The 25,362-nt window shown below is 47.2% G+C and carries 29 protein-coding genes; 18 read left to right on the forward strand and 11 right to left on the reverse strand.

Annotation, left to right across the window (positions count from 1 at the left end; genetic code table 11):
- Positions 1-16 precede the first annotated feature (16 nt).
- The 3 genes from AC3ITG_RS12050 to AC3ITG_RS12060 all read left to right on the forward strand — a co-directional run bounded on the left by AC3ITG_RS12050 (position 17) and on the right by AC3ITG_RS12060 (position 2,056).
- Entirely contained in the window at positions 17-307 is a 291-nt protein-coding gene (locus AC3ITG_RS12050; RefSeq protein WP_489253823.1) for a hypothetical protein, read from the forward strand.
- 100 nt (positions 308-407) lie between these two features.
- Positions 408-1,427: an acrylyl-CoA reductase family protein gene (locus AC3ITG_RS12055; RefSeq protein WP_489253824.1), complete on the forward strand. Its 1,020-nt coding sequence runs from the start codon at positions 408-410 to the stop codon at positions 1,425-1,427.
- 74 nt (positions 1,428-1,501) lie between these two features.
- Positions 1,502-2,056, forward strand: a complete 555-nt coding sequence (locus tag AC3ITG_RS12060) for a hypothetical protein (RefSeq protein WP_489253825.1) — start codon at positions 1,502-1,504, stop codon at positions 2,054-2,056.
- Between the two features lie 41 nt (positions 2,057-2,097).
- On the opposite strand, the gene AC3ITG_RS12065 is transcribed toward AC3ITG_RS12060, so the two are convergent.
- A complete protein-coding gene (locus AC3ITG_RS12065) occupies positions 2,098-2,619 on the reverse strand; it encodes a MogA/MoaB family molybdenum cofactor biosynthesis protein (RefSeq protein ID WP_489253826.1) in 522 nt (173 codons plus the stop codon).
- A 166-nt stretch (positions 2,620-2,785) separates the two neighbouring features.
- On the opposite strand from AC3ITG_RS12065, the gene AC3ITG_RS12070 reads away from it, so the two are divergent.
- Positions 2,786-3,922, forward strand: coding sequence for a CobW family GTP-binding protein (locus tag AC3ITG_RS12070; protein WP_489253827.1), 1,137 nt, complete (start codon positions 2,786-2,788; stop codon positions 3,920-3,922).
- Between the two features lie 64 nt (positions 3,923-3,986).
- Positions 3,987-4,322 (forward strand): four-helix bundle copper-binding protein, encoded by a 336-nt coding sequence (locus AC3ITG_RS12075; protein WP_489253828.1) that lies wholly within the window; start codon positions 3,987-3,989, stop codon positions 4,320-4,322.
- A gap of 137 nt (positions 4,323-4,459) precedes the next feature.
- Here the strand turns inward: AC3ITG_RS12075 and AC3ITG_RS12080 are convergent, their stop codons facing one another.
- Positions 4,460-4,825, reverse strand: a complete 366-nt coding sequence (locus tag AC3ITG_RS12080) for a hypothetical protein (protein WP_489253829.1) — start codon at positions 4,823-4,825, stop codon at positions 4,460-4,462.
- A 129-nt stretch (positions 4,826-4,954) separates the two neighbouring features.
- Between AC3ITG_RS12080 and argS the strand changes: the two genes are divergently transcribed.
- From argS to AC3ITG_RS12105, 5 genes are all read left to right on the forward strand, one after another.
- A complete protein-coding gene (gene argS, locus AC3ITG_RS12085) occupies positions 4,955-6,688 on the forward strand; it encodes an arginine--tRNA ligase (protein ID WP_489253830.1) in 1,734 nt (577 codons plus the stop codon).
- 4 nt (positions 6,689-6,692) lie between these two features.
- On the forward strand, positions 6,693-7,736 hold the full coding sequence (locus tag AC3ITG_RS12090) for an ATP-binding cassette domain-containing protein (protein WP_489253831.1): 1,044 nt from the start codon (positions 6,693-6,695) through the stop codon (positions 7,734-7,736).
- Positions 7,733-8,443, forward strand: coding sequence for a hypothetical protein (locus AC3ITG_RS12095; protein WP_489253832.1), 711 nt, complete (start codon positions 7,733-7,735; stop codon positions 8,441-8,443). Before AC3ITG_RS12090 ends, AC3ITG_RS12095 begins: the two co-directional genes overlap by 4 nt.
- Positions 8,444-8,545: 102 nt before the next feature.
- The gene (locus AC3ITG_RS12100) at positions 8,546-9,097 is read left to right on the forward strand and encodes a hypothetical protein (protein ID WP_163760840.1); all 552 of its coding nucleotides are present in this window, start codon (positions 8,546-8,548) and stop codon (positions 9,095-9,097) included.
- Positions 9,094-9,726, forward strand: coding sequence for a YdcF family protein (locus tag AC3ITG_RS12105; RefSeq protein WP_449008720.1), 633 nt, complete (start codon positions 9,094-9,096; stop codon positions 9,724-9,726). The genes AC3ITG_RS12100 and AC3ITG_RS12105 overlap by 4 nt, the downstream gene beginning before the upstream one ends.
- A gap of 73 nt (positions 9,727-9,799) precedes the next feature.
- Here the strand turns inward: AC3ITG_RS12105 and AC3ITG_RS12110 are convergent, their stop codons facing one another.
- From AC3ITG_RS12110 to AC3ITG_RS12130, 5 genes are all read right to left on the reverse strand, one after another.
- Entirely contained in the window at positions 9,800-9,973 is a 174-nt protein-coding gene (locus tag AC3ITG_RS12110) for a hypothetical protein (protein ID WP_162842452.1), read from the reverse strand.
- A 24-nt stretch (positions 9,974-9,997) separates the two neighbouring features.
- Positions 9,998-10,780, reverse strand: coding sequence for a DUF4097 family beta strand repeat-containing protein (locus tag AC3ITG_RS12115; protein ID WP_489253833.1), 783 nt, complete (start codon positions 10,778-10,780; stop codon positions 9,998-10,000).
- A 5-nt stretch (positions 10,781-10,785) separates the two neighbouring features.
- Entirely contained in the window at positions 10,786-11,469 is a 684-nt protein-coding gene (locus AC3ITG_RS12120; protein WP_489253834.1) for a TetR/AcrR family transcriptional regulator, read from the reverse strand.
- Between the two features lie 349 nt (positions 11,470-11,818).
- Complete coding sequence (locus tag AC3ITG_RS12125) at positions 11,819-13,909, reverse strand: ABC transporter ATP-binding protein (RefSeq protein WP_489253835.1); 2,091 nt, start codon at positions 13,907-13,909, stop codon at positions 11,819-11,821.
- A 12-nt stretch (positions 13,910-13,921) separates the two neighbouring features.
- On the reverse strand, positions 13,922-15,667 hold the full coding sequence (locus AC3ITG_RS12130; protein ID WP_489253836.1) for an ABC transporter ATP-binding protein: 1,746 nt from the start codon (positions 15,665-15,667) through the stop codon (positions 13,922-13,924).
- A 531-nt stretch (positions 15,668-16,198) separates the two neighbouring features.
- On the opposite strand from AC3ITG_RS12130, the gene AC3ITG_RS12135 reads away from it, so the two are divergent.
- Both AC3ITG_RS12135 and AC3ITG_RS12140 read left to right on the forward strand, forming a co-directional pair.
- Complete coding sequence (locus tag AC3ITG_RS12135; RefSeq protein ID WP_413377618.1) at positions 16,199-16,495, forward strand: HesB/YadR/YfhF family protein; 297 nt, start codon at positions 16,199-16,201, stop codon at positions 16,493-16,495.
- A gap of 71 nt (positions 16,496-16,566) precedes the next feature.
- Positions 16,567-17,016, forward strand: coding sequence for an NUDIX domain-containing protein (locus tag AC3ITG_RS12140; protein WP_413377620.1), 450 nt, complete (start codon positions 16,567-16,569; stop codon positions 17,014-17,016).
- A 124-nt stretch (positions 17,017-17,140) separates the two neighbouring features.
- Here AC3ITG_RS12140 and AC3ITG_RS12145 read toward each other — a convergent pair whose 3' ends face one another.
- From AC3ITG_RS12145 to AC3ITG_RS12155, 3 genes are all read right to left on the reverse strand, one after another.
- Entirely contained in the window at positions 17,141-17,656 is a 516-nt protein-coding gene (locus AC3ITG_RS12145; protein WP_063566333.1) for a hypothetical protein, read from the reverse strand.
- Positions 17,657-17,840: 184 nt separating this feature from the next.
- Entirely contained in the window at positions 17,841-18,284 is a 444-nt protein-coding gene (locus tag AC3ITG_RS12150) for a DUF441 domain-containing protein (RefSeq protein WP_024630316.1), read from the reverse strand.
- A 5-nt stretch (positions 18,285-18,289) separates the two neighbouring features.
- Positions 18,290-19,288 carry a YpdA family putative bacillithiol disulfide reductase gene (locus AC3ITG_RS12155; protein WP_413377622.1) on the reverse strand — a complete coding sequence of 333 codons (999 nt, stop codon included), beginning with the start codon at positions 19,286-19,288 and terminating at the stop codon, positions 18,290-18,292.
- Between the two features lie 176 nt (positions 19,289-19,464).
- On the opposite strand from AC3ITG_RS12155, the gene AC3ITG_RS12160 reads away from it, so the two are divergent.
- The 6 genes from AC3ITG_RS12160 (at position 19,465) to AC3ITG_RS12185 (ending at position 24,676) form a co-directional block, all read left to right on the forward strand.
- Positions 19,465-20,058 carry a DUF2087 domain-containing protein gene (locus AC3ITG_RS12160; RefSeq protein ID WP_413379584.1) on the forward strand — a complete coding sequence of 198 codons (594 nt, stop codon included), beginning with the start codon at positions 19,465-19,467 and terminating at the stop codon, positions 20,056-20,058.
- Positions 20,059-20,552: 494 nt separating this feature from the next.
- Entirely contained in the window at positions 20,553-21,632 is a 1,080-nt protein-coding gene (gene rsgA / locus AC3ITG_RS12165) for a ribosome small subunit-dependent GTPase A (RefSeq protein ID WP_489254454.1), read from the forward strand.
- A gap of 56 nt (positions 21,633-21,688) precedes the next feature.
- The gene (locus AC3ITG_RS12170; protein WP_079346840.1) at positions 21,689-22,027 is read left to right on the forward strand and encodes a L,D-transpeptidase; all 339 of its coding nucleotides are present in this window, start codon (positions 21,689-21,691) and stop codon (positions 22,025-22,027) included.
- Positions 22,028-22,093: 66 nt separating this feature from the next.
- Positions 22,094-22,633 carry a GNAT family N-acetyltransferase gene (locus tag AC3ITG_RS12175; protein ID WP_489253837.1) on the forward strand — a complete coding sequence of 180 codons (540 nt, stop codon included), beginning with the start codon at positions 22,094-22,096 and terminating at the stop codon, positions 22,631-22,633.
- 167 nt (positions 22,634-22,800) lie between these two features.
- Entirely contained in the window at positions 22,801-24,276 is a 1,476-nt protein-coding gene (locus tag AC3ITG_RS12180; RefSeq protein WP_489253838.1) for an aldehyde dehydrogenase family protein, read from the forward strand.
- Between the two features lie 247 nt (positions 24,277-24,523).
- Entirely contained in the window at positions 24,524-24,676 is a 153-nt protein-coding gene (locus AC3ITG_RS12185) for a hypothetical protein (RefSeq protein WP_170867771.1), read from the forward strand.
- Between the two features lie 125 nt (positions 24,677-24,801).
- Here AC3ITG_RS12185 and AC3ITG_RS12190 read toward each other — a convergent pair whose 3' ends face one another.
- Positions 24,802-25,041, reverse strand: coding sequence for a hypothetical protein (locus AC3ITG_RS12190; protein ID WP_063566326.1), 240 nt, complete (start codon positions 25,039-25,041; stop codon positions 24,802-24,804).
- Between the last annotated feature and the right edge of the window lie 321 nt (positions 25,042-25,362).

Genomic DNA, 25,362 nt, shown 5'->3' on the forward strand with positions numbered 1-25,362 from the left:
AAGAGGAGGTGCAACCATGAGATGGATTTTGGCACTGATCTGGCTGGCCTTCATTGTGTATGCCTGGTTTTGGGTACCTGGGCAGCCGCTTGGGATTGACCCTGTGTTTAAAGAGCTGGTTACACTGCAAAGTAAGGAACCCTGGCTGCTAACCGTATTTTCGTGGCTTGGGATTTATCCGGCCATTTTTGCTTGCCTGCTGTTAAGGAGGTCAGGGAAAGCGAGAGGATCTCGCGGGTGGGCCGTTGCAGGGGTGATCCCATTGATAGGCCCACTCATTTATTTAATGACAAGCCGGAGAGATTGAGTTTGACGGATGCCGCCCTTATACTTATTTAATTTGAAGACGAACAATTCATGATGTGAATAGAAAAATATGTAAATCATAATTAAGGAGAGGATAACGAATGAAAAACACTTTTCCTGCGTATGTCGTGCGCAAAGAAGAACAAGGTGGCGTGAAGGCTGCTATGGAGCAGCTGACGAAAGAGGACTTGCCTAATGGTGACGTAACCCTACAGGTTCAATACTCAAGCGTCAATTTTAAAGATGGACTCGCCACAACAGAAAAGGGCGGTGTGGTTCGCGAATATCCGATCGTACCGGGAATCGATCTTGCAGGGATTGTTGAGGAATCCGTGAGCGGCCGGTTTGCACCGGGGGATCGGGTGATCAGCACAGGCTTCGAGCCGGGTGTGTCTCATTTTGGAGGGTATAGTCAATATGCGCGTCTGCGCAGCGAATGGCTTGTTCCTCTGCCGCATGGACTCAGTGAGAAGGAAGCGATGGCGATTGGTACGGCAGGGTTCACGGCAGCACTTTCGGTAGATGCTTTGTTGCGGGCTGGAGTGACTCCGGAGATGGGCAATATTCTGGTGACGGGAGCAACTGGAGGGGTAGGCAGTATGGCGGTGGCTATTCTGGCGAAGCTGGGATTTGAAGTGACAGCAAGTACAGGCAAAAAAGATCAACAGGAGCAGCTGCTTCGGAATCTGGGAGCCTCACATGTCATTTCACGTGAAGAAGCGGATGCGCCAGCCAAGGGTGCAATGGGCAAACAGCTCTGGGCAGGTGTAATTGATCCGGCAGCAGGTCCGGCACTGGCCGAACGTCTGAAACAGATTCAATACGGAGGCGCTGTCGCCGTATCAGGCTTAACCGGAGGAGCTGCGTTCGAGTCCACCGTATTTCCGTTTATTTTGCGAGGAATCCAATTAATTGGGATTGATTCAGTCTATTGCCCGATGGAACGGCGGGAACGGATATGGAAGCTGCTTGGCGGAGAATGGAAGCCGGATCGGGCACTGGAGCTGGGGATTCAGGAAATCTCATGGGCACAACTGCCTCAGACACTGGAAACGATCCTCAAGGGCGGTGCTGTAGGTCGTACTGTAGTTAATACGCTGTCGGAAACGCCTGCCGAATAAGATTCTTTTCTCCTAGACATGCTAACTCTACCTGAGAGCGTCACCCTGCATGTGGCGGGAAAGGAAGGATGAGTATGCGTGTTAACGGAAAAGGATTGCATCACAGATCTGGACGTGTGAAGTCTGTTCTGGTCAGTATGATTGTGGTGCTATGTGCAATATCTACAGTGGCGTGTTCGGCATCGAATGTTGAGCAGGAACGGAAAATATATACCCGACAAGCGACAGATGAAGGAAATGTTCGGGCAAAGAGTCAGGGTCACGGGTTAAATGGTCCATTAATTCAGAAGTTGGATGAAGCTTTTGCTGCAAAAGGCATGAAGTTGATGAATAATATGTCCGCTGATGATGGTGAGGGTGGAATCTCTTACATGTACTTGCTGAATGGAAGTGGCAGACATATTATAAAGGTCCACATTTTCAGTGATGCCCCTACAAGAGCAGCCCAGATGAACGAAATGTACGGTAATGATGGCGATGAGGCTGTGATGGAAAATGTGCTTGGCAAAACAACGATTCGCAGCAAAGACTACGTGTCACTGGTCTATACGGCTTCAGGTGGAGAAAAGGACGATTATGAAGAAGACGTTATGCAGGTATTCCAGCAAGTGCTTGAGCAACTGAAGTAATCGACTCCACTAAAATAAATCCGAAAAACCCGTCTGATTATTCAGACGGGTTTATATATTTCACGCATGACATGCCTCAGCTCTGGCAAAATGAGTTTTTCCATTGCCAGCTTGACAGCTCCCTTGGAGCCTGGCATGGAGAATACGGCTGTACGACCAATCGTTCCGGCAACCGCCCGGCTAAGAATGGCAGCAGAACCGATATCCTCGGTATAACTAAGGAAGCGAAAGATTTCACCAAAGCCAGGCAACTCCTTATCGAGGAGTGAGGATACTGCCTCATATGTTGTATCACGAGGTGCAATTCCGGTTCCGCCGCTGAGCAGTACGGCTTCGATATCGTCACGAACGGCTGCATCTTGCAGGATGCTTTGAATAGTTTCGGTCTCATCCGGTGTAATGATATAATCGACGATCTGGTAGCCTGAATCGGTCAGCAGCTTGTGCATAAGTTGTCCACTTGTATCGGTGTCCTTGGTGCGGGTATCCGATACGGTTACAATCATGCAGGATACCGTGTCAGGGGCTTCCTGACGATGTTGTTCCACTGAATTGTTCATCATGCATCCTCCTCCAATCAACACGTTCTCATAGCATAGACCATTAAGAAGAGTGAGGCAATGGACTTGCAAATAGAAGGCCAGGATTGCGCAAAGATTGCAGGATAGTGTACACTCGCTAGGATAGAGATAGACCAGTTTCATTGGACAAATAGAGAGGTGAACAACGATGAGTGAATTAAAAACAAATGAATCATCCATACCTGTATATATATTGTCAGGCTTCTTGGGTAGTGGCAAAACGACACTGCTTGTTCAACTGATTGAACATTGGCAGCAACAAGGTCTCCGGCCCGCAGTGGTCATGAATGAATTGGGTGAAGTGAATCTGGATGGTCAGATTGTGGATGCTTCCGTGCCAATGACGGAAATGTTAGGAGGGTGTATCTGCTGTACTGTTCGCGGTGACTTGGGGCTGCAACTTACTGATCTTGTGCAGGAGGAATCGCCTGATGTGATTATCATCGAAGCAACGGGAGCAGCAAACCCGATGGAGATTCTGGATGCAGTAACGGAAACTTCCCTCTATATGCGACTGGAACTGAAAAGCCTGATCACTGTGGTAGATGCCGCTCATCTGTCAGGGCTGTACCAGGAGCAGAAGGGCCAAACCTTCAAGCTTATGCAGGAACAGATTCGCTGTGCGTCTGTACTTCTCCTGAACAAAACGGACCGGGTGAATGAGCAGCAGTTGGCAGATTTGCGAGACCTGTTGGCACGCTGGAACGGTTTCGCTCCGGTACTGCCTACGGTGAAGTGTGAAGTCGACATGGATATGCTGCTTCGTAGCGGAGACAATGTGCATGCCTATCAATCTGTAGAAGAAGCGAGTAAGAATGCAGAACAGGCACATCACGTTCATTCCGAAGCTTGTGCGGAGCATGGATGCAGTCATGGTCATGAATACCATGAGCATGTGCATCATGATCACGAAGCCCATCAACAATCCCAGGAGAATGTCCATGGTTCTCCTCATGATCATGACCATAATCATGCCCATACCCATGCTTCGCATGAACATGTCATGGTGTATACGCACTATTTCACCCAGCCGGTGAACAGTGAGGCCTTTGAGCGTTTGATAGCTGAGTTACCACGCGACGTGTATCGGGCAAAAGGGATTTTATCTTTTAGCGATACGTCCAGTCGGTTCTGGTTCCAATATGCTTACCGGGAATCGGATTATATGAAGATCACGCCTCAGGGGGATGTGCCTAACGTAGCTGTGTTTATAGGTGAGCATTTCGATCAGTCGGTCATTCGCAACCAATTGCTGGAATTAGAGGCAATAAATCAGGCTAAATGATTCAAGGTTCCTCCAGACGGGGTATTAAGAAGCATAGCAAACTTAGTCTGGGAGGTAACTTTAAATGACACAACAACAATATCAACAATGTATCGATGCTTGCCTGGAGTGTATGAATGCTTGCAATGTATGTTACATATCGAGTCTGAAAGAATATGATCTGGCGATGCTGCGTGATTGCATTCGTTTGGATCGGGAATGTGCAGAGATCTGCAATTTTGCTGCCCAAGCAATGACACGCGGAAGTGATTTCATTGACGAAATTTGCGAACTGTGTGTGAAAGCGTGTGAAGCTTGTGCTGCTGAGTGTGGCAAACATCAACATGATCACTGCCAGGCTTGCGCAGAAGCGTGCCGCAAATGTGCAGAGGCTTGCCGCATGATGGCCGCAGTAGCGTAAATATAACTCCATTGAATTAAATTGAAAATAAAAAGCCTGGGCATATGCAAGATGCCAGGCTAATCCCCTCACAGAAGACAACGAAATAAGGCATCCGATAAGATGTTTTTCAACGTTGTCTGCTGGAGGGGATTTTTTTATGGATACAGCATAGTAAAATTCTTCACCATCAGCAGGCGAGAACTTCTATTGTAAGCAGGTTCTCCATGGGGAAATGCATGTAACAGGTTGCCAAAGCAGAGCTTGATCTGTATAATGATGGCAATGAATTGAAACGATGAATATCCGTGATCGGGAGAGTAGCCAGAATCCATGCATGACAGCGAGCCGGGGCAGGTGGAAGCCGGTATGACATGACCTGAGTGAAGCGCACCCGTGAGATGGTTGTCCGAAGGAATGTTTACACCCTTGAGAGGGTGTAGTGCATGGGCTAGAGGGCAATCCGGCAGGCGGCCGTTAATCGCACCGAGCGGAGCAGGCTGTGAATGTACTATGATGTACATTTGCTACATGTTCACCTAGAGTGGTACCGCGGGAACTGTGAAGATCAGCTCTCGTCTCTGATATAGAGACGAGGGCTTTTTTGTTTTCTATAGCATGGCTAAATACGATAATGATTAGGAGTGTTTGACATGTTGATGAATCAGGCAGCAGCACATATTGCTCCCTTAACGGGATTGAAGCAAGACGAGGTGTTGAGATTATTGGAGGTTCCACCACAGGTGGAGATGGGAGATGCGGCGTTTCCCTGCTTTATTCTGGCCAAGTCGTTGAAAAAAGCACCCGCGATCATCGCTGCTGATATTGCAGCCGAATTACAGACAGTTGGGCTGGATGCTTCACCAGCAGGACCCTATGTAAACATACGTTTCAATCGGGAAGATCTGGCGCCGAAGCTGCTGCAAGAACTGGGACATAAAACATTTGGCAAGCTGCAGCTGGGGGCAGGTGCACGCGTCGTAATCGACATGTCGTCGCCTAACATTGCCAAGCCGTTCGGAATCGGTCATCTGCGCTCCACCGTGATTGGGGCAGCATTGTATCGGTTATATAACGAGGCAGGCTATACTTCGGTCAGTGTGAATCATCTGGGGGATTGGGGAACGCAATTCGGTAAACAGATTGCAGCCTACAAACGTTGGGGTAATGATGAAGCGCTACAGGCTGAGCCGATTCGTACATCATTGGAACTGTATGTGCGGTTTCACGATGAGGCGGAGAGTGATCCATCTCTGGAGATTGAAGCACGAGATTGGTTTCGCAAGCTGGAGCAAGGGGATGAAGAAGCACAGCGGTTATGGACCTTTTTTGTAGAAGTGAGCATGAAAGAATTCAACCGGATGTATGAGCGTCTGAATGTACAGTTTGACCATACGCTGGGTGAGAGCTTTTATAACGACAAGATGGGTGCTGTAGTTGAAGAACTGAAATTCAAAAGATTGCTGGAAGAGAGTGAAGGCGCACTGGTGGTACGTTTGGAGGATGAGAATATGCCACCTTGCCTGATTATCAAAACCGATGGAACAACCATCTACCCAACACGGGATCTGGCAACAGCCGTTTATCGTCATGATGTGATGAAGGCGGATAAGATGCTGTACGTGGTTGGGGGTGAGCAGAAGCTTCATTTCCGTCAGGTATTTGCGGTATTATCCCGGATGGGGTATGCGTGGTCTGAGATTTGTGAACATATTCCGTTTGGTTTGATGCGTTTCGAAGGACGGAAGATGTCTACCCGCCGGGGGAAAGTCGTCTTTTTGCAGGAGGTACTGGATGAGGCGGTTGCTCGGGCATTACAGATTATTCAGGAGAAAAATCCGAATCTTCCGAATTCGCAGGAGGTTGCGGAAGCGGTTGGTGTAGGTGCGATTGTATTCGGAGATCTGCGAAATAACCGGTTGAACGACGTCGATTTCTCGCTTGAAGATGCGGTGAGCTTTGAAGGAGAGACAGGACCTTATGTGCAATATACGCATGCCCGGATTAATAGCGTGCTTGCCAAGGCGGCAGAGGCAGAGCGTGTGGAAAATGAAAATCAATTGGACCATGTTAGTAGTAGTAACAATGCTGCGGCAAACTCAGAGAACAAACCGGTCATGGTCGGTGACACTTCATGGGCATTGCTGAAACTGCTGGCGGATTATCCGCAGTATCTGGAAAAAGCAATTCATCGCAACGAGCCTTCGGTCATTGCCAAGTACGCGATAGATGTTGCCCAAGCGTTCAACCGCTTTTACCATACGGAACGGATTGCGGATGCGCCGGCTGACGTCAAACCCTTCCGGGTGGCGTTAACAGAGCGTACGGCGGAGCGTCTTGCCTACAGCCTATATTTACTGGGCGTTCAGGCTCCTGAACGGATGTGATTCTATGGGATGGAGGACAAGTAGATTCTTCGATAAAACAGGAAAAGCAGCAGCAGGCTCAAACGGACGAATCATATCGCTACAACAGGTGAGCAAACGACTTGGGGATGTGCAGGTATTGAATGATATCAATCTGGAAGTAGGTCAGGGGGAGTGCATCGTCCTGGTGGGCAGGAATGGATCAGGCAAAAGCACATTGCTGCGTGTGCTGGCGGGTATGTTACTGCCTGACTCAGGCTCGCTGCGCAAGCACAGGCATGGGCGGATTATGTATGCACTGGATGGACTGTCACGCCTGCCCTTCACATCAAGAGAGTACCTTTGGGAAATGGGACGTATTCGTGGCATGCGACCTGAGATATTGCGTCAACGGATAGGGGAATTAAGTGAGCTGTTATTCGTGGGCGCGGCGCTGGATCAGAACCTGCCTCAGTTATCCAAAGGTACTTTGCAGAAGGTGAATTTGATTCAGGCTTTACTGCCTGGACCTGATGGGTTATTGCTGCTTGATGAACCATTGTCCGGACTGGACGTTCCGGCACAGGAAGCAATTGTAGCTTTGCTCAGACAGTGGAAACAGGAAGGAAGCCAGATCGTTACAGCTTGCCATGAGCCATTGCTGATTGAACGTCTCGCGGATCAGGTCATCGTGTTACAGAAGGGAACGGTGCTGCGTCGCTGGAGCCAGGAAGATTTGCAGCAAGCTGGTGAGCCCGCTCTGAGTATTCAAAGTGTGATGGAAGGGCTGGAACAATCCGTTATCGATGCGCTGCTTGTTGATCAACCGGGAATCATTGCATCCCATCGCAGTATGGTTCGTCAGGATTATGGTCGAGAAGTATGGGATTGGAAGGTGTCACGCAGTTCGGCAGATCGGATTATTGGAATGATTCTGGCAGCTGGCGGTTCCATTGTGTCTGTACAGCCGGAAGAGAGCCGATTAAATATGGAAGGGTTGATGGAGGGGCGGCACCCAGGTGAGGCTATAAGCAGGGAATTTGCTGAGAACCTTTCCTCTATATCTACGGTAGGAGGCGACCTCCAATGATCTACTTGACTCGTTATTTGTTAAAACATTACATACGTTCACAGAAATATGTTGCGCCGGTGATCTTTTATATCATTACGATGCTGCTTATCTATTCCTACAAACCTAATCCGGTTGCGGACAGTTACAGCGTTACGGCCATGCTGCTCTTTTTTGGTGCGGCCTGGCTGGGCCTGACGGTAATGAATACGGAACCTGCGGGTCAGTATCAATTGCTTGTTCTGCATGCAGGAAGCAAACGCAAGGCTGTCTTCGCACAACTGATCTGTGCGTTGATCATGCAGTTTGGTCTGACTGCAATTACCGTGTTATATCCGGTTGTTACGGGCATGTTTGGAAGGGTACCAAGTACTGGGGAGTGGATTATGGCTTGGGCCGGACATTTGGCGTTGTCGCTCCTGGGTCTGGGGCTCAGTGTTTTCTTCCAAAAATCATACATTCCCATGCTGAGCCGCAGCATGCCGCCTTTCATTGTGGTGATGTTATTATCGTTTGTCCAAGGTTCATTAAGCGGACGTTTGCCTGAATCCATACAGTGGGTTGTCAAGATTCTGCCACCGGCATTTTATCTCGTGCGTGAGATGATGTTATTTGAAGATTTGAAGTTGGGGGCCGTTGTGCTGACGACAGTGTGGGCTGTACTCTATGCCATAGTTATACTTATCATTCATGTATGGTTATCGGGAAGAAGGGATATACGGAGTTAGATGCTATTATTCTGCTTAACTTGAATGTTGGTCCATGTTTCGTTACCATAGAGGGACGTTAGAATGGAATGTATTGTACGGAGATAAAGGGGGCGCTCGCTTATGCAAAATACAGACATGCAGCATGGTGACATGCTGGACAGCGAACACTCCAGAGAATTGTTTGCATATTACGGATTGGCTGTATATTATGGACAGGCGCTTGAACAGCAACTGGTCAATCTGATTTTATTAATGAAAATGTCTCAGGGCAAAGTTGTTTCCGAAGAAGATCTGGAAGATCTGTACGAACGGAAGATGAGCAGTTCACTCGGGCAACTCATTCATGAGGTGCGTCATCATTTTACTTTTTCGGAGGAAGAGACTCGTCAGTTGAATGAACTATGGAAGCAGCGTAATAGCATTGTACATCACTATTTCAAGGAACGAATTCATGAGACATTCAGTCCTGAAGGACGATCACGCATGATCAAGGAGCTGGAAGATTTCAAAGACCGTGCACAGAAACTGGAGATTAGTCTTCAGCAGTACACAGGTGCCTGGATTGCAGAGCTGGGGTTGGATGCTGAATCCGCGGCGGCGTTGCAGACACTCGAACGTATGCATGCAGAGAGCATGCACGCCCGGGCACTGGAAGAGGATGAATCATTGTGATAGAAGGCAAGTCCCGGATACGTAAAATAAAAAGCAGACGCTGGCTTGTAATCTCCATTACATTGCTCGTGTTGCTTGGGGTTATATGGACGATAACTACGGCCTCGCTCATCTGGACCTACACCGATGAGGAATCATCCAGACAGAGTGATGCGGCTATTATCCTCGGTGCAGCCGTAGATGGGGATAACCCTTCACCCGTATTTCGCGAACGTATTGAGCATGCCATTTTATTATATCGCCAGGGGACGATCAGCCATCTGCTCTTTACTGGTGGTTCTGGCAGTGCAGGAGAACGAACCGAAGCTGAAGTAGGACGAGATTATGCTGTTGCACATGGTGTAGATCCTTCAGATATTCAAATGGAGACAGAGTCGAGAATTACGGAGGAGAATCTGGTGAACTCGCTTTCCGTTGGGAAACAGGCGGGGTTTCACACCTACACCATTGTAAGTGACCCGTTACATATGAAACGGGCGATGAAGCTCGCTAGCGGACTCGGCATGGATGCTGTTCCGTCCCCAACACGAACGACGGCTTACCAGACCTGGCGCAGCCAATTTCCTTTTCTGGCAAGAGAAACGATATTATATATGGGATATATGGTCAAAGGATGGATAGATGGATAGACAATCCGCAGCAGCACGGAAAGTGACTGGTCTGCGTGATTGTCTTTTTTTTGCGCATGTTGATGCGGCGTTACTATGTTCCGGGATAATTAATCGCTGCACTAACGAGTGCAGCCACCCCAAAACCGATGAACCACCAAGGCCAGCGCCGATGATTGTTTTTACGTATACCGATGAACAAACTGATGATCCCCGCAAGTAATACCACGGTAGCCAAGCTGCTGCCAACAATCCAGCCAATGCTCATATGTTACCTCCTCTATATGGAATGTTAAGAAGAGCTCCCTATGGTGAGCTTCCCACCTCTGACCTCTGCTTGAAATGGATAAGTACCGTTACGATACGTATGTTGATTATGATCGGAGTGAAGCGGGAGATCACTGTTGAATCGGCCCCCAGCCTGCTTGAAGTCTAACTTGAATCCATCGTTATCTGCTGGGATTCGCACTTCAACGTTACAACCTGTGGAGCGAATATCCAGAGATTGAAGCATCGTTGAGGAGTGAATAGTGAGTTGGCTGCCTATCACTTTAGATTGAATATGGGTGAACTGACCGGATAACTGAACAGGTGAAGAAGTGGATTGCAGTTGCATTTGTTCTGCATGGAGGTCTGTTGCTGTAACCCGACTGCCTACTGATCGTAGACGGATATGCTGGGCATGGCCAGTTAAGGTGAGCTTGCCGGATGTACAGTCACAATTCCATTGTTCCGAAGAAACGTTATCTACAAGAAAGTGGGAACCAACTCCGTTGATCGACAGCCTTTTCAAGACTGTAATCGGCAGTACAATGTGGAGCGATGTGCGGTGGAAGTTAATGCCCAGCGGAAAAGCTTGTTTTCGTCCATCGATCAGATGTAATAAACCGTGGCTGACGTTAGCTTCAAAACATCGAGTTCTTGGAAAACGAGCGGAGCCCCATTGAGTAACACGAATAACCGCTTCTGTGCCCCGGCTAATATGCACTTCACCTTGCATCCATTCCAGAGAAAGGGCGAGAAGGGGTTCTTCGGACAACCATTCTTTGCAAATCATGTGTCTATTAGGTTTCAAAATGGTTATCCCTCATTTCTGTCAACGTCTTCATCCAGAATAGGATAAGCATCCATCGCAGCATGTTGGTCTAGAATACGTTCAATTAGTGATTCACTCACAATATCGGCACCAAGCATGTTCATCAACCGCTGTAAAAAATAAAGACGTTGCTTTGTTTCGCTTGAATTGCGGCCGAACAGTGTTGGATTAATCCATATATTGACCAGCATCATGAATACTTCTGCACAAGCTTCGGGATCTTCGGTATGAATAGATCCATCTGTAATGCCTTCACGCAAAATCGCTGCAATCACCGGGGCATCAATCCGCACAGCCTGTTGAATCCCTCGTACAATGAATACTGGATTTTTGATCTGGGTTCGAAGTACGTGATCCAGAGAATGGGCCTGTTGATCAGAGACGACATACTCCAAAATCTGAACTAACTTCTCTCGTGCTGGTGTAGTCGTTGTATTTGTAACTAATTGATCCAGCATCTGAGCGGAATAGTTGAACTGTTGTTCCATGACCGCGTCCAGTATTTCCTCTTTGGATCTAAAGTGATGATACACAGCTCCCTTGGACATGCCTAGGGCAACAATGATGTCCTGGATACTCGTCTTTTCAAATCCTTTATCTGTGAACAACTGCGCAGCGACGTTCAGAATCTGCTGTACCGTCTGTTCAGGGTGCTTGTTTCTGGCCATAATAACCTCCTTATATTTTAGATACCGACCGTTGGTATGTATAATACAGGGTGACTTCTCCATTGTCAATAAGAGGAAATTAGAAGTTGTGAATTACACGAAAGGAAATCTAAATTAATTAAACCTGAGTTGATTGAGAAAAAGGTAAGATCAGGAGAGATAAACAAGAGCGGAGAAATGTAGAGTGGAGTGGAGCAGAGTAAAGTAGATTAGAGTAGATTAGAGGACTCAACGTTCTTTCGGATTTTGGGTCATGGTGGACAAAATAAAAACCGATATCCCTACAGACCAAGAGGTCCGCGGGCATATCGGTTGGTGTTGAATTATATTTGCATTCATTCCCGTGCTACTACACGCCGCCTCCAGCAAAGGAGGAAGTGGTTCGAATGGCCTCACCCAATGGGTTGTTTCCACTCGTATCCGGTGCTGCTTGAGCACCTTGTTGCAGCTGATACATCTGATAATAGCGTCCCTTGAGTTCCATCAGCTCATCATGAGCACCTTGTTCAACAATTCGTCCGCGATGCAGGACTAGAATCTGGTCTGCTGAACGAATCGTGGACAGACGGTGGGCGATGATGAAGGTGGTCCGTCCTTTTTTGAGGACTTCGAGCGCATTTTGAATTAATGCTTCTGTTTCGGTATCAATGTTCGCAGTAGCTTCATCGAGAATCAGGATGGCTGGATCGAATGCCAGTGCACGAGCGAAGGAGATCAATTGCCGTTGTCCGGCAGATAAGGTGCTCCCTTTTTCGATAACCGGCTCGTCGAATCCTTGTGGAAGATGGGCAAGAATTCGCTCTGCACCTACGTCGCGCAGCGCCTGTTCAATCTGTGCACGAGTAATCTGCTCATCCTCGAGACTGACATTGGACGCCACGGTACCCGTAAACAGGTACGGATCTTGCAATACAATGCCCATATGTTCGCGAATCCACTGTTTAGGCAGATCCTTGACGTTCTGACCGTCGATCGTGATCTTGCCTTTCTGTGGATCATAGAACCGGAACAGCAGGTTGATGATGGAGCTTTTACCGGAACCGGTATGGCCCACCAGCGCGACCGTTTGACCTTGTGATGCTTTGAACGAGATATTGTTCAGCACATAATCTTTTTTATAAGCAAAGGATACATCGTCAAACACGACATTCCCCTTGTATCTCGGCATCGATCCATCGGTTACCGGTTCACCTGGTTCATCCATCAGTTCAAATACACGTCCGGCGGATACCAGGGAGGAGTCCAGGTTCGCGAGTTGGTTCACCATACCTGTAATCGGCTGGAACAAACGTCCGAGAACGTCAACGAATGCATACAGCACACCCAGCGAGATGATACTTGTGCCGTCCAGCACACTAGAGCCGAAGTACCACAGAACAACCGCAAAAGCGATATTCCGCAGGACGTTAACCAGGTTGTGTGAGGTGAAAGCGTTCAGGTTGAGCATTTTGTTCTGGTGTTTCATATAATCATCATTCAGATCCTCGAATTCCTGCTTGGTTTGTTTCTGATGACGGAATACCCGGATAATGGACATCCCCTGAATGGATTCGTTAATAATCGCATTAATCTCGCTCAGACGTGAACGAATAATCGTATTGTAACGAGTAGCGATTTTACGATAGAGCACAATCCACAGAACCAGCATCGGTACAACGAACAGCGAGATCAATCCGAGACGGAAATCCAGCAGGAAGAGCGCAATGTACACTCCAGTAATTGTAATGATCCCTGAGAAAAAGTTCGACAAAACTGCAACGAACAAATCCTTTACGGCTTCGGTATCGTTGGTGACCCGAGAGACCACTTTACCTGCAGGCAGGTTGTCGAAAAAGTGTACAGGCAATCGCTGGATATGTGCATACACATCGTTACGAAGTCTTTGGATGACTTTGTTGGCAGATGATTGCAGCCAGTATGTTTTACCAAACTCCATAATGACAGAGATGACAAGGAAGATCATGTAATACACAATCAATTGATAGATGCTTGGCATTTCGGGTTTGTAAAAGGCAAAGAGTTCACCAGCGGATAAAGGCACCGCCGCATATTGACCCGTCACTTCCCCTGCGCGTGTAACCGTCAGTGTTCCGTCCGCATAGGTTCGATCCCCATTGGGGGCACTAACGGGTTCATTGACAAAATAAAAACTTCTTCCGGCTTGCAGTACGCGCACCTGGGTACCTTTCGTTTCATCCGTTGCAAACCGGCCTTCACGTTTGTAGTTCTTTCCATTGTAGACCGCCGCTTCGCTTGAAGCTGTAGTCTCATAGAAAGGCTGCTCAATAGCGAGCAAATGATTGTCGATCATGGACTTGGCGATGAAAGGGCCGGCAAGTTCAGCCGCAACTCCAATCGTAAGCATAATTAAAGCGGCAATAAACGTACCTTTGGCTTTTAGAGCATATTGAAGCAGCCGTTTGCCTGTATTAGACTTCAAAGCGTTGACCTCCTACGTGGACAAATTAGACTCCACCTGTTGCCGTTCATACTGTTCACGGTACCAGCCGTTCATAGCAAGCAGTTCCTGATGGGTTCCTTCTTCCGTTATTTTCCCTTGCTCCAGTACGATGATTCGGTCAGCGTGTTCAATAGCGGACAGGCGGTGAGTCGAGATCAGCGTTGTTTTGCTCGAGCGTTTGTTGCGTATATTTTCAATAATTTTGGCTTCGGTTCGTGCATCGACGGCAGATAAAGCATCATCCAGAATCAAAATGTCCGGATCGGCGATAAAGGCACGCGCCAGCGATACCCGCTGTTTCTGTCCACCGGACAGCGCAATTCCTTTTTCACCAACGAGTGTGTCCAGTCCATCGGATAATGTGCCCAGATCTCCATCAAAGGCTGCAGTGCGAATCGCTTCCATAATTACACTATCATCTGCACCCGGCTTGCCGAATTGAATGTTCTGGCGAACCGATTTGGAGAACAGCACCTGTTCTTGTGGAACATATCCAATCCAGCTGTGCAGGTCATCTTTGGCGATATCCTGAATCGGATGACCGGAGATGCTTAACTTACCCGATCCGGCCGGGTATTCATGAAGCAATTGTTTGAGCAGGGTGGACTTGCCGCTACCTGTACGTCCTACGATACCCAGTGTCTGCCCGCGTCGAAGTGAAAAGCTGACATGACTGAGATTGTCTACAGTAGAACTAGGATAACGGAAGGTAACATCCTGCATGGCGATTTCTTCAGGATTAGTAATATGAGCAGGCTGATCAACATCTTTCACGGCAGGTTCTACAGATAGAGTCTCATTAACACGATCCAGTGAGGCACTACCACGCTGCATCAGGTTAATCAATTCTCCAATGGCGAACATTGGCCAGATCATCATCCCCAGGTACATATTGAACGATACGAGATCCCCTAGGGTAATTTCATTATGAAAAACAAGATAAATGCCGTAGGCAAGTGCAATCACATAACTGAGTCCGACACATAACCGGATGGTAGGTTCGAACAGTGCATCCATCTTGGCAACGGCCAGATTTTTGCGGTACACATCTTCGGTGACATCAGCGAACCTTTTCTCGTCCATACGTTCCTGAACATAGGCACGCACGACTCGAATGCCGGCAATAGATTCAAGCACCTGATCGTTCATATCCCCGAATGCATCCTGTGCCAATGTGTATCGTTGATGGACGGCTTTACCATAGATCATCATGGCGATGGCGATAAAAGGCAGAGGCAGAATTGCGGCCAATGTCAGTTTCCAGCTAACTAGAAAACCCATGGCGAATAATACAGTTGCCAGAAAAGCAGTGGAGTCGGTTAACGTCAGCATGCCGAAGCCTGCTGTGGTAGCAATGGAACGAAGATCATTTGTGGCACGCGCCATCAGATCGCCGGTTCTGTTTTTCTCAAAAAAGGGCGGGGTCATTCGCAGCAAATGGTCCATAAAGCGTGACCGCAGCAAGCGTTCAACCAGATTGGCACCGCCAAACAGTTTGTGCATCCATATGTACGTTGTCAGATAAATAATGATGACCGATCCAAGAATAAGTAAAATGTAACGTGTAAGTGAGGCGCCGGTGATGGAACCGCGTACAATCTCGTCAATGGCATTGCCCAGAAGACGAGGTGGCAGCAATTCAATGATGCCCACCATAATAAGCAAGGTGACACCGATGAGGTATCGTTTGCGTTCCAGCCGGAAAAACCAGGCCAGATTTTTAAGTACAGAGAACAAGTGGTATCCCTTCCTTTCAAGTTCGTGAAATGCATGTTCCGTTCATGTTTAGCCATTTGAGCCCACAAAAAAAGACATACCGCACGCAGGCGGTATGTCTTGGGTATCATTCATACGGCAGCATGGCTCCGAGAGCAGAGCCACCACCGTAGATAAAGTTCGATTGTGAGAGTACAAAACAGCAAACCTGATTAGAGGCTTCTGTGATGCGGTCTTATGAACGGAATAACGATTTCATGGGTGCTCCGGTATTTAGTTGTATGCTAAATTGATGTAGATCGTCATTGTTAAACACCGTAACCACCCTTTCTTTTTTGGTAATAAATTGCATGTGGATCTCGTATGTTTGCATCTTAACACCGAGTTTTACAATCTGTCAAACGTTTTTCCAAAACAGAGGATGCTGCGCATTGTGATGAAATTATGACAAGTGAATGAACTTTTTTTGCGTATTTGGGGTGGTTGAGGTTTGTAATCAGGCCATTGTAGCGATATGATGGAACATATATATAGAGAAGGAGCTGACACCAAATGAGTACCATACATGTATCTGACCGCGCTGCTCGCTGGTATAAGGAAGAACTGAATTTGAACGAAGGAGACAGCATTCGATTCTTCGCCCGTTATAGCTCCGGCGGAGGTCTTCATCCTGGCTTTTCCCTCGGAATCGCCGTGGAGGAACCGAGACATCCTGCTGATCAAACGAAGGTATCGGGTATCCATTTTTTTATGGAAGATCATGATTACTGGTATCTGAAGGGTCATCAACTTCATGTAGATGTCGTTGAAGAGGGACAGGATATCGAATATCGCTACACTGAGATTTAACGTGATATCTCTGCGTATATAGAATGGCTCATCACCGGTCGCACCGATTTTCGAACAGGAGGAGATACGACATGAATCCGCCAGCCCGAGATTTGGCCCAGTATATCGCGAATCGCTCTCATATTGTTGTTAAGGCGGCGGTTCGGGCCGAGAATGAACAAGGTGAATTATTGCTTATCCAGCATGCTGAACACGGACATTGGCGTATTCCTGCGGGACAGATGCGCCCGGGAGAAGCCATTGAGGACACCGCCCACAGGGAACTGTGGGAAGAAACGGGGTGGACCACCAATCATATGACACTTGAAGGATTGCATTCCGGTCCGAATCTGAGACATTTGCATGCCAGTGGGGATGAAGAATATTATGTCATTGCTATGTTCAGGGCACAAATTGTCCAGAATTCGCTCGTAGAATCACGAGTAAATAGCGAAGCAGGGCTGAAGTTTTTTGATCTCAAATCATTACCCAGGCTGAATGATTTTAGCCGCTTGCTGCTCAGGTCTTCCGAAATAGAATAAACACAACAAAGAAGACGCCTTTCCTGTCGGGAAGGCGTCTTCTTTGTTGTGGCAATCAAAATCTATGGACCATTATCCATGAGTACAATGATTATTCTTGTGAACCAGCAGGTTCCTGTCCTAACTAGACTTGATCAAGCGGTTCTTCATCATCCATCGCAAAATCAAAATCGTCAATATCGAAGACCTGCACGGGAGATGCCGATTCAATAATACGTGCGATCAATTCGACCTGATCGGTAAGTATGGGGGTATCCAGGCGCTGTGAAGTGAGAAGCAGCTCGGTCTCAATGGGATCAAAATATTCACCATATTGTGCGGTATCAACCGCATTAATGATGGCGATGGAGACCTGATCACCAAACAGAATGGACGGACTTTTGGCCCAGGGAACAGCCAGGGCGCGCTCTATTTTTTTCTTATTCAAAGGTTCTTCAAAATAAGAAATCATTTCGTTAATCTTGGATTTCACATGCTGGTCATCCGCCGGATTATCCATCAAAGGGTCAGGGCTGGTCTGAAATTCATATAACTCAAGGATGGTGGTGTAAGGAACAATATATTCTACAGGCGCCGGCGGCGCGAGCAATTGACCGTAAATTGCCACCATCACGGCTTCTGTAACAAACTGACGTGACATGGGTTCCTGAATCCTCCTGCGGCCATTAATAGTTGCGAGGTGAATCAATTTATTTTGTATGAAGGAACATCAAATTGATTTCTCTGCTATGGACTTGGATGCTTGAATTGCATGAATAGAAGTATATCATACAACGGTGGGAAAAACAGCCAGTCAGCAGAAGGATGTCAAGTCCCAACTTTGATCATGATTTTCCGAGCAGTAAGGATAAAATTCCTGCTGCAATCAGGGGACCGACAGGTACACCCTTGAACAAGGCAACCCCAAGCACCGTACCAATAAGCAGCCCGGCAACGACGGTAGGCTGTGTACTCATTAGCGTAGCTCCTCGTCCTCCGAGATGGGCGACAAGTAATCCCACACCAATGGCGAGCAGCGATTTCCAGTGCAGAAAAGACTCTCCAATTGTCTGCAGACTGATTTTTCCGCTGGCGAGTGGTGCCATAACACCAATGGTCAGGATGATGATACCAATCGTAAGTCCGTACTTTTCCAGCCAGGGAAAAGCCTGATTTAGGTTCAGTACCCGCAGCAACAACAGAAATACCATGGCTACGGTTACGGGTGTATTACTGCTGATAATACCTAGCGCGGCGAACACAAGCAACAGCAGTGAGGTCATATCCATCGATTTCATTCCCCTTCGGTCTGCCCGCGATGACGACCTACGATATGTTCTGCAATATATCTTCCGTGCCAGCGCCCGGATTCAATAAATACTTCATTAGCATTGCGTCCTGATGCGATTACTCCACCAACGTATATGCCTGGTACGCTGCTTTCCATTGTCTGCGGGTCATATACCGGTTTATCCATATCCTCGGACATCTCGACACCTACGGAAGAAAGTAGTTTGCGGTCAGGACGGAATCCGGTCAAGGCCAGCACAAAGTCATTGTCGAGTTCACTTGTGGATCCATCAGAATGGAGTAAACGAATGGAATCGTCCAAAATTTCATTTACACGTGAGCCAAGGTGAAGTGAGATTCTGCCTTTTTGCACCATGCTTTCGAATAATGGACGAACCCATGGTTTAATATGTTCCGAAACACCGCTACCACGATAAACCATGTCAATATGTGCACCGACACGAACCAGCTCCATGGCAGCATCAACAGCTGAATTACTGCCTCCAATAATGGCGACACGTGTACGTGTGTAAGGATGAGCTTCACGGAAATAATGAGTGACTTTATCCTTGTCTTCTCCAGGGATGCCAAGATAGTTAGGGTGGTCAAAATAACCTGTAGCAACAACGACATTTCGTCCTTCATGAACGATTGCCTGCCCACGCCGATTGACCGTATGTACCTCGAACGTGCCATCGTCCTTGCGTTTGATTTCTTGGGCTTCCTCATAGTTATGAACACGCAGGCCGAAACGTTCGGCTACCTTGCGATAATAGGCGAGTGCCTCGTAACGAAAAGGTTTGTCGTTCGGTGTGCTGAACGGAACATTCCCAATCTCAAGCAATTCCGCTGTACTGAAAAACTGCATATGGGTTGGATACAGATAAATAGATTGGACGATATTGTACTTCTCAACAATTACAGCGGACAGTCCCAGCCGCTCGCATTCAATGGCAGCAGATAGACCGCATGGGCCTCCGCCGATAATAATGACATCTTCCATGTTCTTAATCCTCCTTATTTCAAGCACTATAATCCTACCGTAAATATAGGTTCAATGCCAGTTCAAGAAGGATACGGACGTAAAGAAATGATCTTGATCCTGGGGAATTGACTTAAGAGAGGGAAAAGACTAATATCAAATTAGATGATCATCTAAACGAAAGTGAGTTGAACGAAATGCAACTGGAGAAGATTGTGGCTTACCATAAAGCCCTGGCTGATCCGACCCGACTTCGGATGCTGCTGCTGTTATCCCAGGGAGAACTTCATGGTCAAGCGCTTGCCGAGAAGCTTAACTTGTCTCAGCCAACCGTTACACATCATGCATCCAAGCTAAGAGAAGCAGCGCTAATCAAAGAACGCAGAGAGAAAAATACGGTGTTTTTCTCGCTCAATCCTTATTTTATCCGGGAGCACGCGCAGGCTTCAGTAGATTTTATTTTTAGACAAGAGGAGGTTGCCGATATGAGTGATGTGAATGAGACGCTGAAGGCATCCGTGATGCGGAATTTCTTCTCGAAGGATGGACGATTGCGTCAGATCCCGGCTCAATATAAGAAAAAGTTGATTGTACTGGGTCATTTGGTGGAGCAGCTTGAATCCGGACGGAAATATACGGAGAAAGAGATCAATGCATTCATTCAAAACTATCATGAGGATTTTGCCACCATTCGTCGGGAGTTTATCATGCACCAGTTCATGTTTCGGGAAGATGGGATCTATGAACTGAATCCGAAGGAGATGTGGACTCGGTGGGATCAAGTAAAATAAGTGAAAAATAATTAGACTTGACAAAAGCGGTTGAAGCTGTGTAACATGATGGATAATTCTACAAGGGAGGCGATGTTAAATGACAAAACTAATGGCAGTATACGTTAATTTGAATATGAACAGCGTCTCCGGAACGGATCAAGGCATGTGATTTTACGGCAGTTGGGCAGTATTGTTCGCAATATTGTCCATATGTACGTAACACAGAATAACATGCACAGATGAAGCCACGGGTGACGTACCCGTGGCTTTTTGTATGCCGAAAATGGGTTGTTTCTGGATAACGAGTATCGGATTGTCGTAATGATGCGTCCGATATGAAAGCCATACAAACAATCATCCATTCGGCTAACTTCTTATTGCCGCGGGTGTAGTGCTGCTCGTGGCTTATTTGGTTTTGATGCCGGACCGGAGCGTTCATTGTTGATTGTTGTCAATGTCAATGAAGGATAACACACCATTTATCGGGAGGAATTTTTATTTTGAATAACACGATGGAGAAATACGGCTGGTCTGCTAAGTGGCAGGAGTTGTGGCAGCAGACTGGTATGGAAGAACAATTAAGAAAACCGGCAAGAATTATTGCGGATCACGGGCAATTGCTTCGCCTGATTACGGCTGAGGGAGAATGCTGGGGACGGGTATCCGGGCGGATGCGTCATGATAATGAGGAGACTGGCATTGTACCAGCTGTTGGGGATTGGGTCGCTGTTACAGGGCAAGCTGGAGAAGAAGCCATCATTCACAGCATTGTGCCACGTCAGAGCAGGGTATCTAGACAAGCCGCTGGTCCAGTGACCAAAGAGCAATTGATTGCGGCGAATGTGGATACATTGCTGATTGTTGCCGCTCTTAATCATGATTTTAATCTGAGACGGCTCGAAAGATACATTATGATGGCCTGGAATGGTGGAGTCAGACCTGTCATCATTCTAAGCAAAAGTGATCTGAGCGAAGATGTGGAAGAACAAATTTCGCTGGTGGAAGGCATTGCTCCTGGGATTGAAGTGTTGGCACTATCAGCTGTTCAGGATCAGGGCAAATCTTTACTTGAAAAATTTCTGTCTCCAGGCATAACGGTTGCCTTAACGGGTTCTTCCGGCAGTGGCAAGTCTACCCTTGTCAACTGGATGATGGGCGAGAGTGTACAGCTCACGCAGGCCGTTCGTGAGGACGACAGCCGTGGACGACATACGACCACTCATCGGGAAATATTTGTACTGCCGCAGGGAGCGGTATTGATTGACACGCCGGGAATGCGTGAACTTAATCTGTGGGATGAAGGTCAGGATGGTTTGTCACATGCCTTTGGGGAAATTGAGCAGCTTGCAACGGAATGCAGGTTTCAGGATTGCACGCATACCCGGGAAGCCGGTTGCGCAGTGAAGGAGGCCATTCAGGATGGTTCATTGGATGAAAAAAGGCTGGGCAACTACTTGAAAATGCAAAAGGAACTGAAGTTTCAGCAGCGCAAGGAAGAGGCCGCATCTAAACGACGGACCGCTTCAAGCAAACCCGTCAGTTCCCGCAAACCGAAACATGTCCGCAGTACAAAAGACTGGGAAGAGGCTTGAGACCAGGTGGGCATCCCTCTGTATCCTGCATAGGATAGGTCAGGAGGGATGTCATCATGCCAGATTACAGCATCATCGTGGACCTGTCGGATCATATGTTATATCTTTTGGATGGCTCACAGGTGGTTAAGGGCTATCCTGTGGCTATAGGTAAGATGCTTACGCAGACGCCTAACGGCGTGTTTACGATTATTAACAAACAAGAGAATCCTGGAGGGCCATTTGGCGTTCTTTGGATGGGGTTATCGGCGCCGCATTATGGGATTCATGGAACGAATGATCCTTCATCCATTGGCAAGTCCGTTTCTCATGGATGCATACGCATGTATAACTCGGATGTACTGGACTTGTCTTCCAAAGTGTCGGTGGGCACACAAGTAACGATCCGGCCTTAGGGCCGGATTTATCTGAAGAAGGGGATTCTAAAGTCTCGGCGTGGCCGAGAGAAAGGGCGTAATAACATGCGAATCAGACCAGCGCGTGAAGGGGATGCGGAAGCCGTAGCCCATGTACATACAGAGAGTTGGAAGACGACATATCGAGGGATCGTGCCAGATGATTTTTTGGACAATCTGACTACGGAATCAAGGTTATCCCAATGGGAGCGAAATATCCGTTCTGGCGAAAAGGATCAGATTCTGGTGGTGGCTGAACAGGAAGATGGTAAAATTGTCGGATTCGCCTGCGGTGGAAAGGAACGTGAAGGCAAATTGCCTTACGATGCTGAGTTGTATGCTATTTATTTACTGAAAGAAGTGCAACAAACGGGTATCGGCCAGCAACTGGCGAGACACGTCGTTCGTTATCTCCATTCTCTGGACATGAGAAACTTGCTGATCTGGGCACTGGAGCAAAATTCAGCTTGTCGTTTCTATGAAAAAATGGGCGGAATCCCTGTCCAAACCCAGCAAATCCGGATTGGCGGTCAAGATCTGTTAGAGGTTGCTTATGGTTGGGAGGACCTGGCTCTTTTTGGAGAAAAGACGGTGCCCGGTAGTTGAATGAATGAGAATTTGGCTGAATGTGTTGAGCATTGAGGAGTATTTTCCCATCAGAGGATGAAAGGATTCATCTGTTCTTCACGTTTGCGCAATCCTTAACAAGGTTAATGAACTACTACACCGCTTTGAGGTGTGACATTCAATCTTGATTGGGAGGCGTTATTCAGATGACTTTAATGGAGACAGAACATACAACATGGACGAAACAATTTATTAATGGCGAATGGGTAGAAGGCTCCGGCGAGAAAACAGTGGAAAATAAAAATCCGTACACGGGAGAGGTCATCGCAACCTGGCGATCCTCGAACAAGGAAGATATAGATCAGGCATATGAGGCGGCTCGAAAGAGCTCGGTGGAATGGAAGAAGTCTCTGCCGGCGGTAAAAGAGGGTGTACTCCGCATAGTTTCGGCTCTAATGGTAGAGCGAAAAGATGAAATTGTAAAACTGCTGATTACGGAATCCGGGAGCACACGCATCAAGGCCGAGGCAGAGTTTGCTTCTGCGAAACGGATTGTGGATGAAGCTGCTTCGTTCCCTTATCGGATGAAGGGGGAAATTCTGCCTTCAAATACATCAGGGAAAGAGAATCGTGTTGTGCGTGAGCCCAAAGGAGTTATCGGTGTCATCGGCCCATGGAACTTTCCTTTGCACCTGTGTCTACGTTCCGTAGCCCCGGCTATTGCTTTGGGTAATGGAGTTGTTATTAAGCCTGCTTCCGACACACCGATTACGGCAGGCTGGCTTATTGCTGATCTGTTTGAGCAGGCTGGATTGCCTGAAGGCGTACTGAATGTGGTTGCTGGAAGCGGAAGTGAGATTGGAGATTATTTTGTAGCGCATCCGGTACCCAAAGTCATTTCCTTTACAGGCTCCACAGAGGTGGGGCAGGGCATCGGCAAACTGGCGGGTGAGCATTTGAAAGAGACTGCGCTTGAACTTGGTGGCAACAATGCGATGGTTGTCCTGGAAGATGCGGACATCGAACGTGCTGCAGAGTCTGCGGTGTTCGGTAAATTTCTGCATCAGGGGCAGATCTGTATGGCACTCAATCGAATTATTGTGCATGCTGGTATTTACGATAAGTTTGTGGAGTCCTTTGTCGCCAAAACGAAAAAAATTCAGGCTGGTGATCCTACTGATGCCCAAACGTTGGTGGGCCCGCTCATTCGTGAGAAGGAAGTGGAGCGCCTGCTGGACTTGATTAAGGGAGCCAAGGCGGAAGGAGCAAGATTGCTACTGGGTGGTACTAGCAAAGGCAGTATGCTGGAGCCCACCGTGCTCGCGGATGTGAAACCGGAGCAGCATATTGTGCAACAGGAACTGTTTGGACCTGTCGCGGTATTAATGAAAGCCCGGGATGAGCAGGAGGCCGTGCGTTTGGCAAATGATACGCCTTATGGATTGAGCGGCTCCGTATTCACCGGAAATCTGGAAAGAGGGTATCAAATTGCCCAGCAGATTGAATCGGGCATGGTGCATGTAAATGATCAATCCGTGAACGATGAGGCTCATGTTATGTTTGGTGGTGAGAAATCATCGGGTATTGGACGTTTCGGTGGCGATTGGGCTATTGAAAAGTTCACGCGAACTCGCTGGATCAGCATTCAGCATCAATATCGGGATTATCCTGGAGTGCAATAGTTCGACAGTGAGCATGGTTTAGAAAACACTTTATTTTATAATCAGATAGGGTTCGGTAAAGAGTGACAAAGATTGCGCAGAGTCCGCCTCAAGCTTGATGGGGCGGTATTTTGCATGTTTTTACACGTCTGAAAAACAGGTGAGGAAATGGTGTGAAAAAGCTGTTTGGTATACCTGTAATCTGGTTATTTATGGATACACGGGCAGAACAGATCCGTAAATCCAATAGGTAAAGGGGCTGAACTTCATGTCCATTGACCGTTTCATTCTGAGAAAGCTGAATACCTGTCAGGAAGAAAATACACGTGATAATCTGGTTCGGTTGTTTGTCATTCGAATCCAAAAGGCCGAGATGGAAGAAGAACACGAAAATGCTTATGTCGTCAGCCGATTGCATTAGAAATAGATAAAAGAGATTCTGTACACAAAAAAGGAAGCTTGTCCTTAACGGCAAGCTTCCTTTTCCTTATGTTCGCGAATGAATGAATTCGCAGTTTCCATGGTGAATTAAACAACTGACTCATCTTAATAAAGCGATAAGGCGAGGGAGTCATTTTCGCTACGGCTGTGAAGAATGGCTTCACCACCGACAATCTCAATACTAATCAAAGATTGCAGACATTTCTGTAAAGCACGTTTACCATTGCTAATCTTGTTCTCAAGGGCACTGCTAAGCAATCGTAGTGTCTTTTGCACAGGTTGTTTGTTTTCTTGATTGAAATATACAGGGATTGATTTGTTTTGAAAAGTTATTAGTGTTCTCACTAGAAATCACCTCACGAGAGTTATTTCTTACTGGTTATATTAAATTCCAATGCTTAAAATTACCTTAAAATCAGCTTATGAAAACATAAAGGTGGGCAATGTTTGAAAAGTGTTCACAATTCAATTGTGGGCGAAGCATTAAAAAGTCCCGAAAAATCAATTTACAGCTTCCATTTATATGGAAGAAAGACATGTAGTTTCGCATCCTTGCAATAATTAACGTGACTACTGCCTCGAAAGTTCTGAGTCGAATGGACGATATTTTAATATATACGTGGGTCATATGTAACAAAATTACAGGTTGCACATTGCAAACAGGGT

This window comes from Paenibacillus sp. GL_099_B (assembly GCF_057835695.1).

What these genes read in the sequence shown, in the direction of transcription:
- AC3ITG_RS12120 (WP_489253834.1), bottom strand. Translation starts at nt 11,469, where the DNA reads ATGGCCAGAAACAAGCACCCTGAACAGACGGTACAGCAGATTCTGAAC.
- AC3ITG_RS12090 (WP_489253831.1), top strand. Translation starts at nt 6,693, where the DNA reads ATGGGATGGAGGACAAGTAGATTCTTCGATAAAACAGGAAAAGCAGCA.
- rsgA (WP_489254454.1), top strand. Translation starts at nt 20,553, where the DNA reads ATGGAGAAATACGGCTGGTCTGCTAAGTGGCAGGAGTTGTGGCAGCAG.
- AC3ITG_RS12140 (WP_413377620.1), top strand. Translation starts at nt 16,567, where the DNA reads ATGAATCCGCCAGCCCGAGATTTGGCCCAGTATATCGCGAATCGCTCT.
- AC3ITG_RS12075 (WP_489253828.1), top strand. Translation starts at nt 3,987, where the DNA reads ATGACACAACAACAATATCAACAATGTATCGATGCTTGCCTGGAGTGT.
- AC3ITG_RS12170 (WP_079346840.1), top strand. Translation starts at nt 21,689, where the DNA reads ATGCCAGATTACAGCATCATCGTGGACCTGTCGGATCATATGTTATAT.
- AC3ITG_RS12150 (WP_024630316.1), bottom strand. Translation starts at nt 18,284, where the DNA reads ATGGATATGACCTCACTGCTGTTGCTTGTGTTCGCCGCGCTAGGTATT.
- AC3ITG_RS12055 (WP_489253824.1), top strand. Translation starts at nt 408, where the DNA reads ATGAAAAACACTTTTCCTGCGTATGTCGTGCGCAAAGAAGAACAAGGT.
- AC3ITG_RS12160 (WP_413379584.1), top strand. Translation starts at nt 19,465, where the DNA reads ATGCAACTGGAGAAGATTGTGGCTTACCATAAAGCCCTGGCTGATCCG.
- AC3ITG_RS12155 (WP_413377622.1), bottom strand. Translation starts at nt 19,288, where the DNA reads ATGGAAGATGTCATTATTATCGGCGGAGGCCCATGCGGTCTATCTGCT.
- AC3ITG_RS12080 (WP_489253829.1), bottom strand. Translation starts at nt 4,825, where the DNA reads ATGTACATCATAGTACATTCACAGCCTGCTCCGCTCGGTGCGATTAAC.
- argS (WP_489253830.1), top strand. Translation starts at nt 4,955, where the DNA reads ATGTTGATGAATCAGGCAGCAGCACATATTGCTCCCTTAACGGGATTG.
- AC3ITG_RS12065 (WP_489253826.1), bottom strand. Translation starts at nt 2,619, where the DNA reads ATGATGAACAATTCAGTGGAACAACATCGTCAGGAAGCCCCTGACACG.
- AC3ITG_RS12060 (WP_489253825.1), top strand. Translation starts at nt 1,502, where the DNA reads ATGCGTGTTAACGGAAAAGGATTGCATCACAGATCTGGACGTGTGAAG.
- AC3ITG_RS12180 (WP_489253838.1), top strand. Translation starts at nt 22,801, where the DNA reads ATGACTTTAATGGAGACAGAACATACAACATGGACGAAACAATTTATT.
- AC3ITG_RS12050 (WP_489253823.1), top strand. Translation starts at nt 17, where the DNA reads ATGAGATGGATTTTGGCACTGATCTGGCTGGCCTTCATTGTGTATGCC.
- AC3ITG_RS12100 (WP_163760840.1), top strand. Translation starts at nt 8,546, where the DNA reads ATGCAAAATACAGACATGCAGCATGGTGACATGCTGGACAGCGAACAC.
- AC3ITG_RS12110 (WP_162842452.1), bottom strand. Translation starts at nt 9,973, where the DNA reads ATGAGCATTGGCTGGATTGTTGGCAGCAGCTTGGCTACCGTGGTATTA.
- AC3ITG_RS12175 (WP_489253837.1), top strand. Translation starts at nt 22,094, where the DNA reads ATGCGAATCAGACCAGCGCGTGAAGGGGATGCGGAAGCCGTAGCCCAT.
- AC3ITG_RS12135 (WP_413377618.1), top strand. Translation starts at nt 16,199, where the DNA reads ATGAGTACCATACATGTATCTGACCGCGCTGCTCGCTGGTATAAGGAA.
- AC3ITG_RS12145 (WP_063566333.1), bottom strand. Translation starts at nt 17,656, where the DNA reads ATGTCACGTCAGTTTGTTACAGAAGCCGTGATGGTGGCAATTTACGGT.
- AC3ITG_RS12185 (WP_170867771.1), top strand. Translation starts at nt 24,524, where the DNA reads ATGTCCATTGACCGTTTCATTCTGAGAAAGCTGAATACCTGTCAGGAA.
- AC3ITG_RS12095 (WP_489253832.1), top strand. Translation starts at nt 7,733, where the DNA reads ATGATCTACTTGACTCGTTATTTGTTAAAACATTACATACGTTCACAG.
- AC3ITG_RS12070 (WP_489253827.1), top strand. Translation starts at nt 2,786, where the DNA reads ATGAGTGAATTAAAAACAAATGAATCATCCATACCTGTATATATATTG.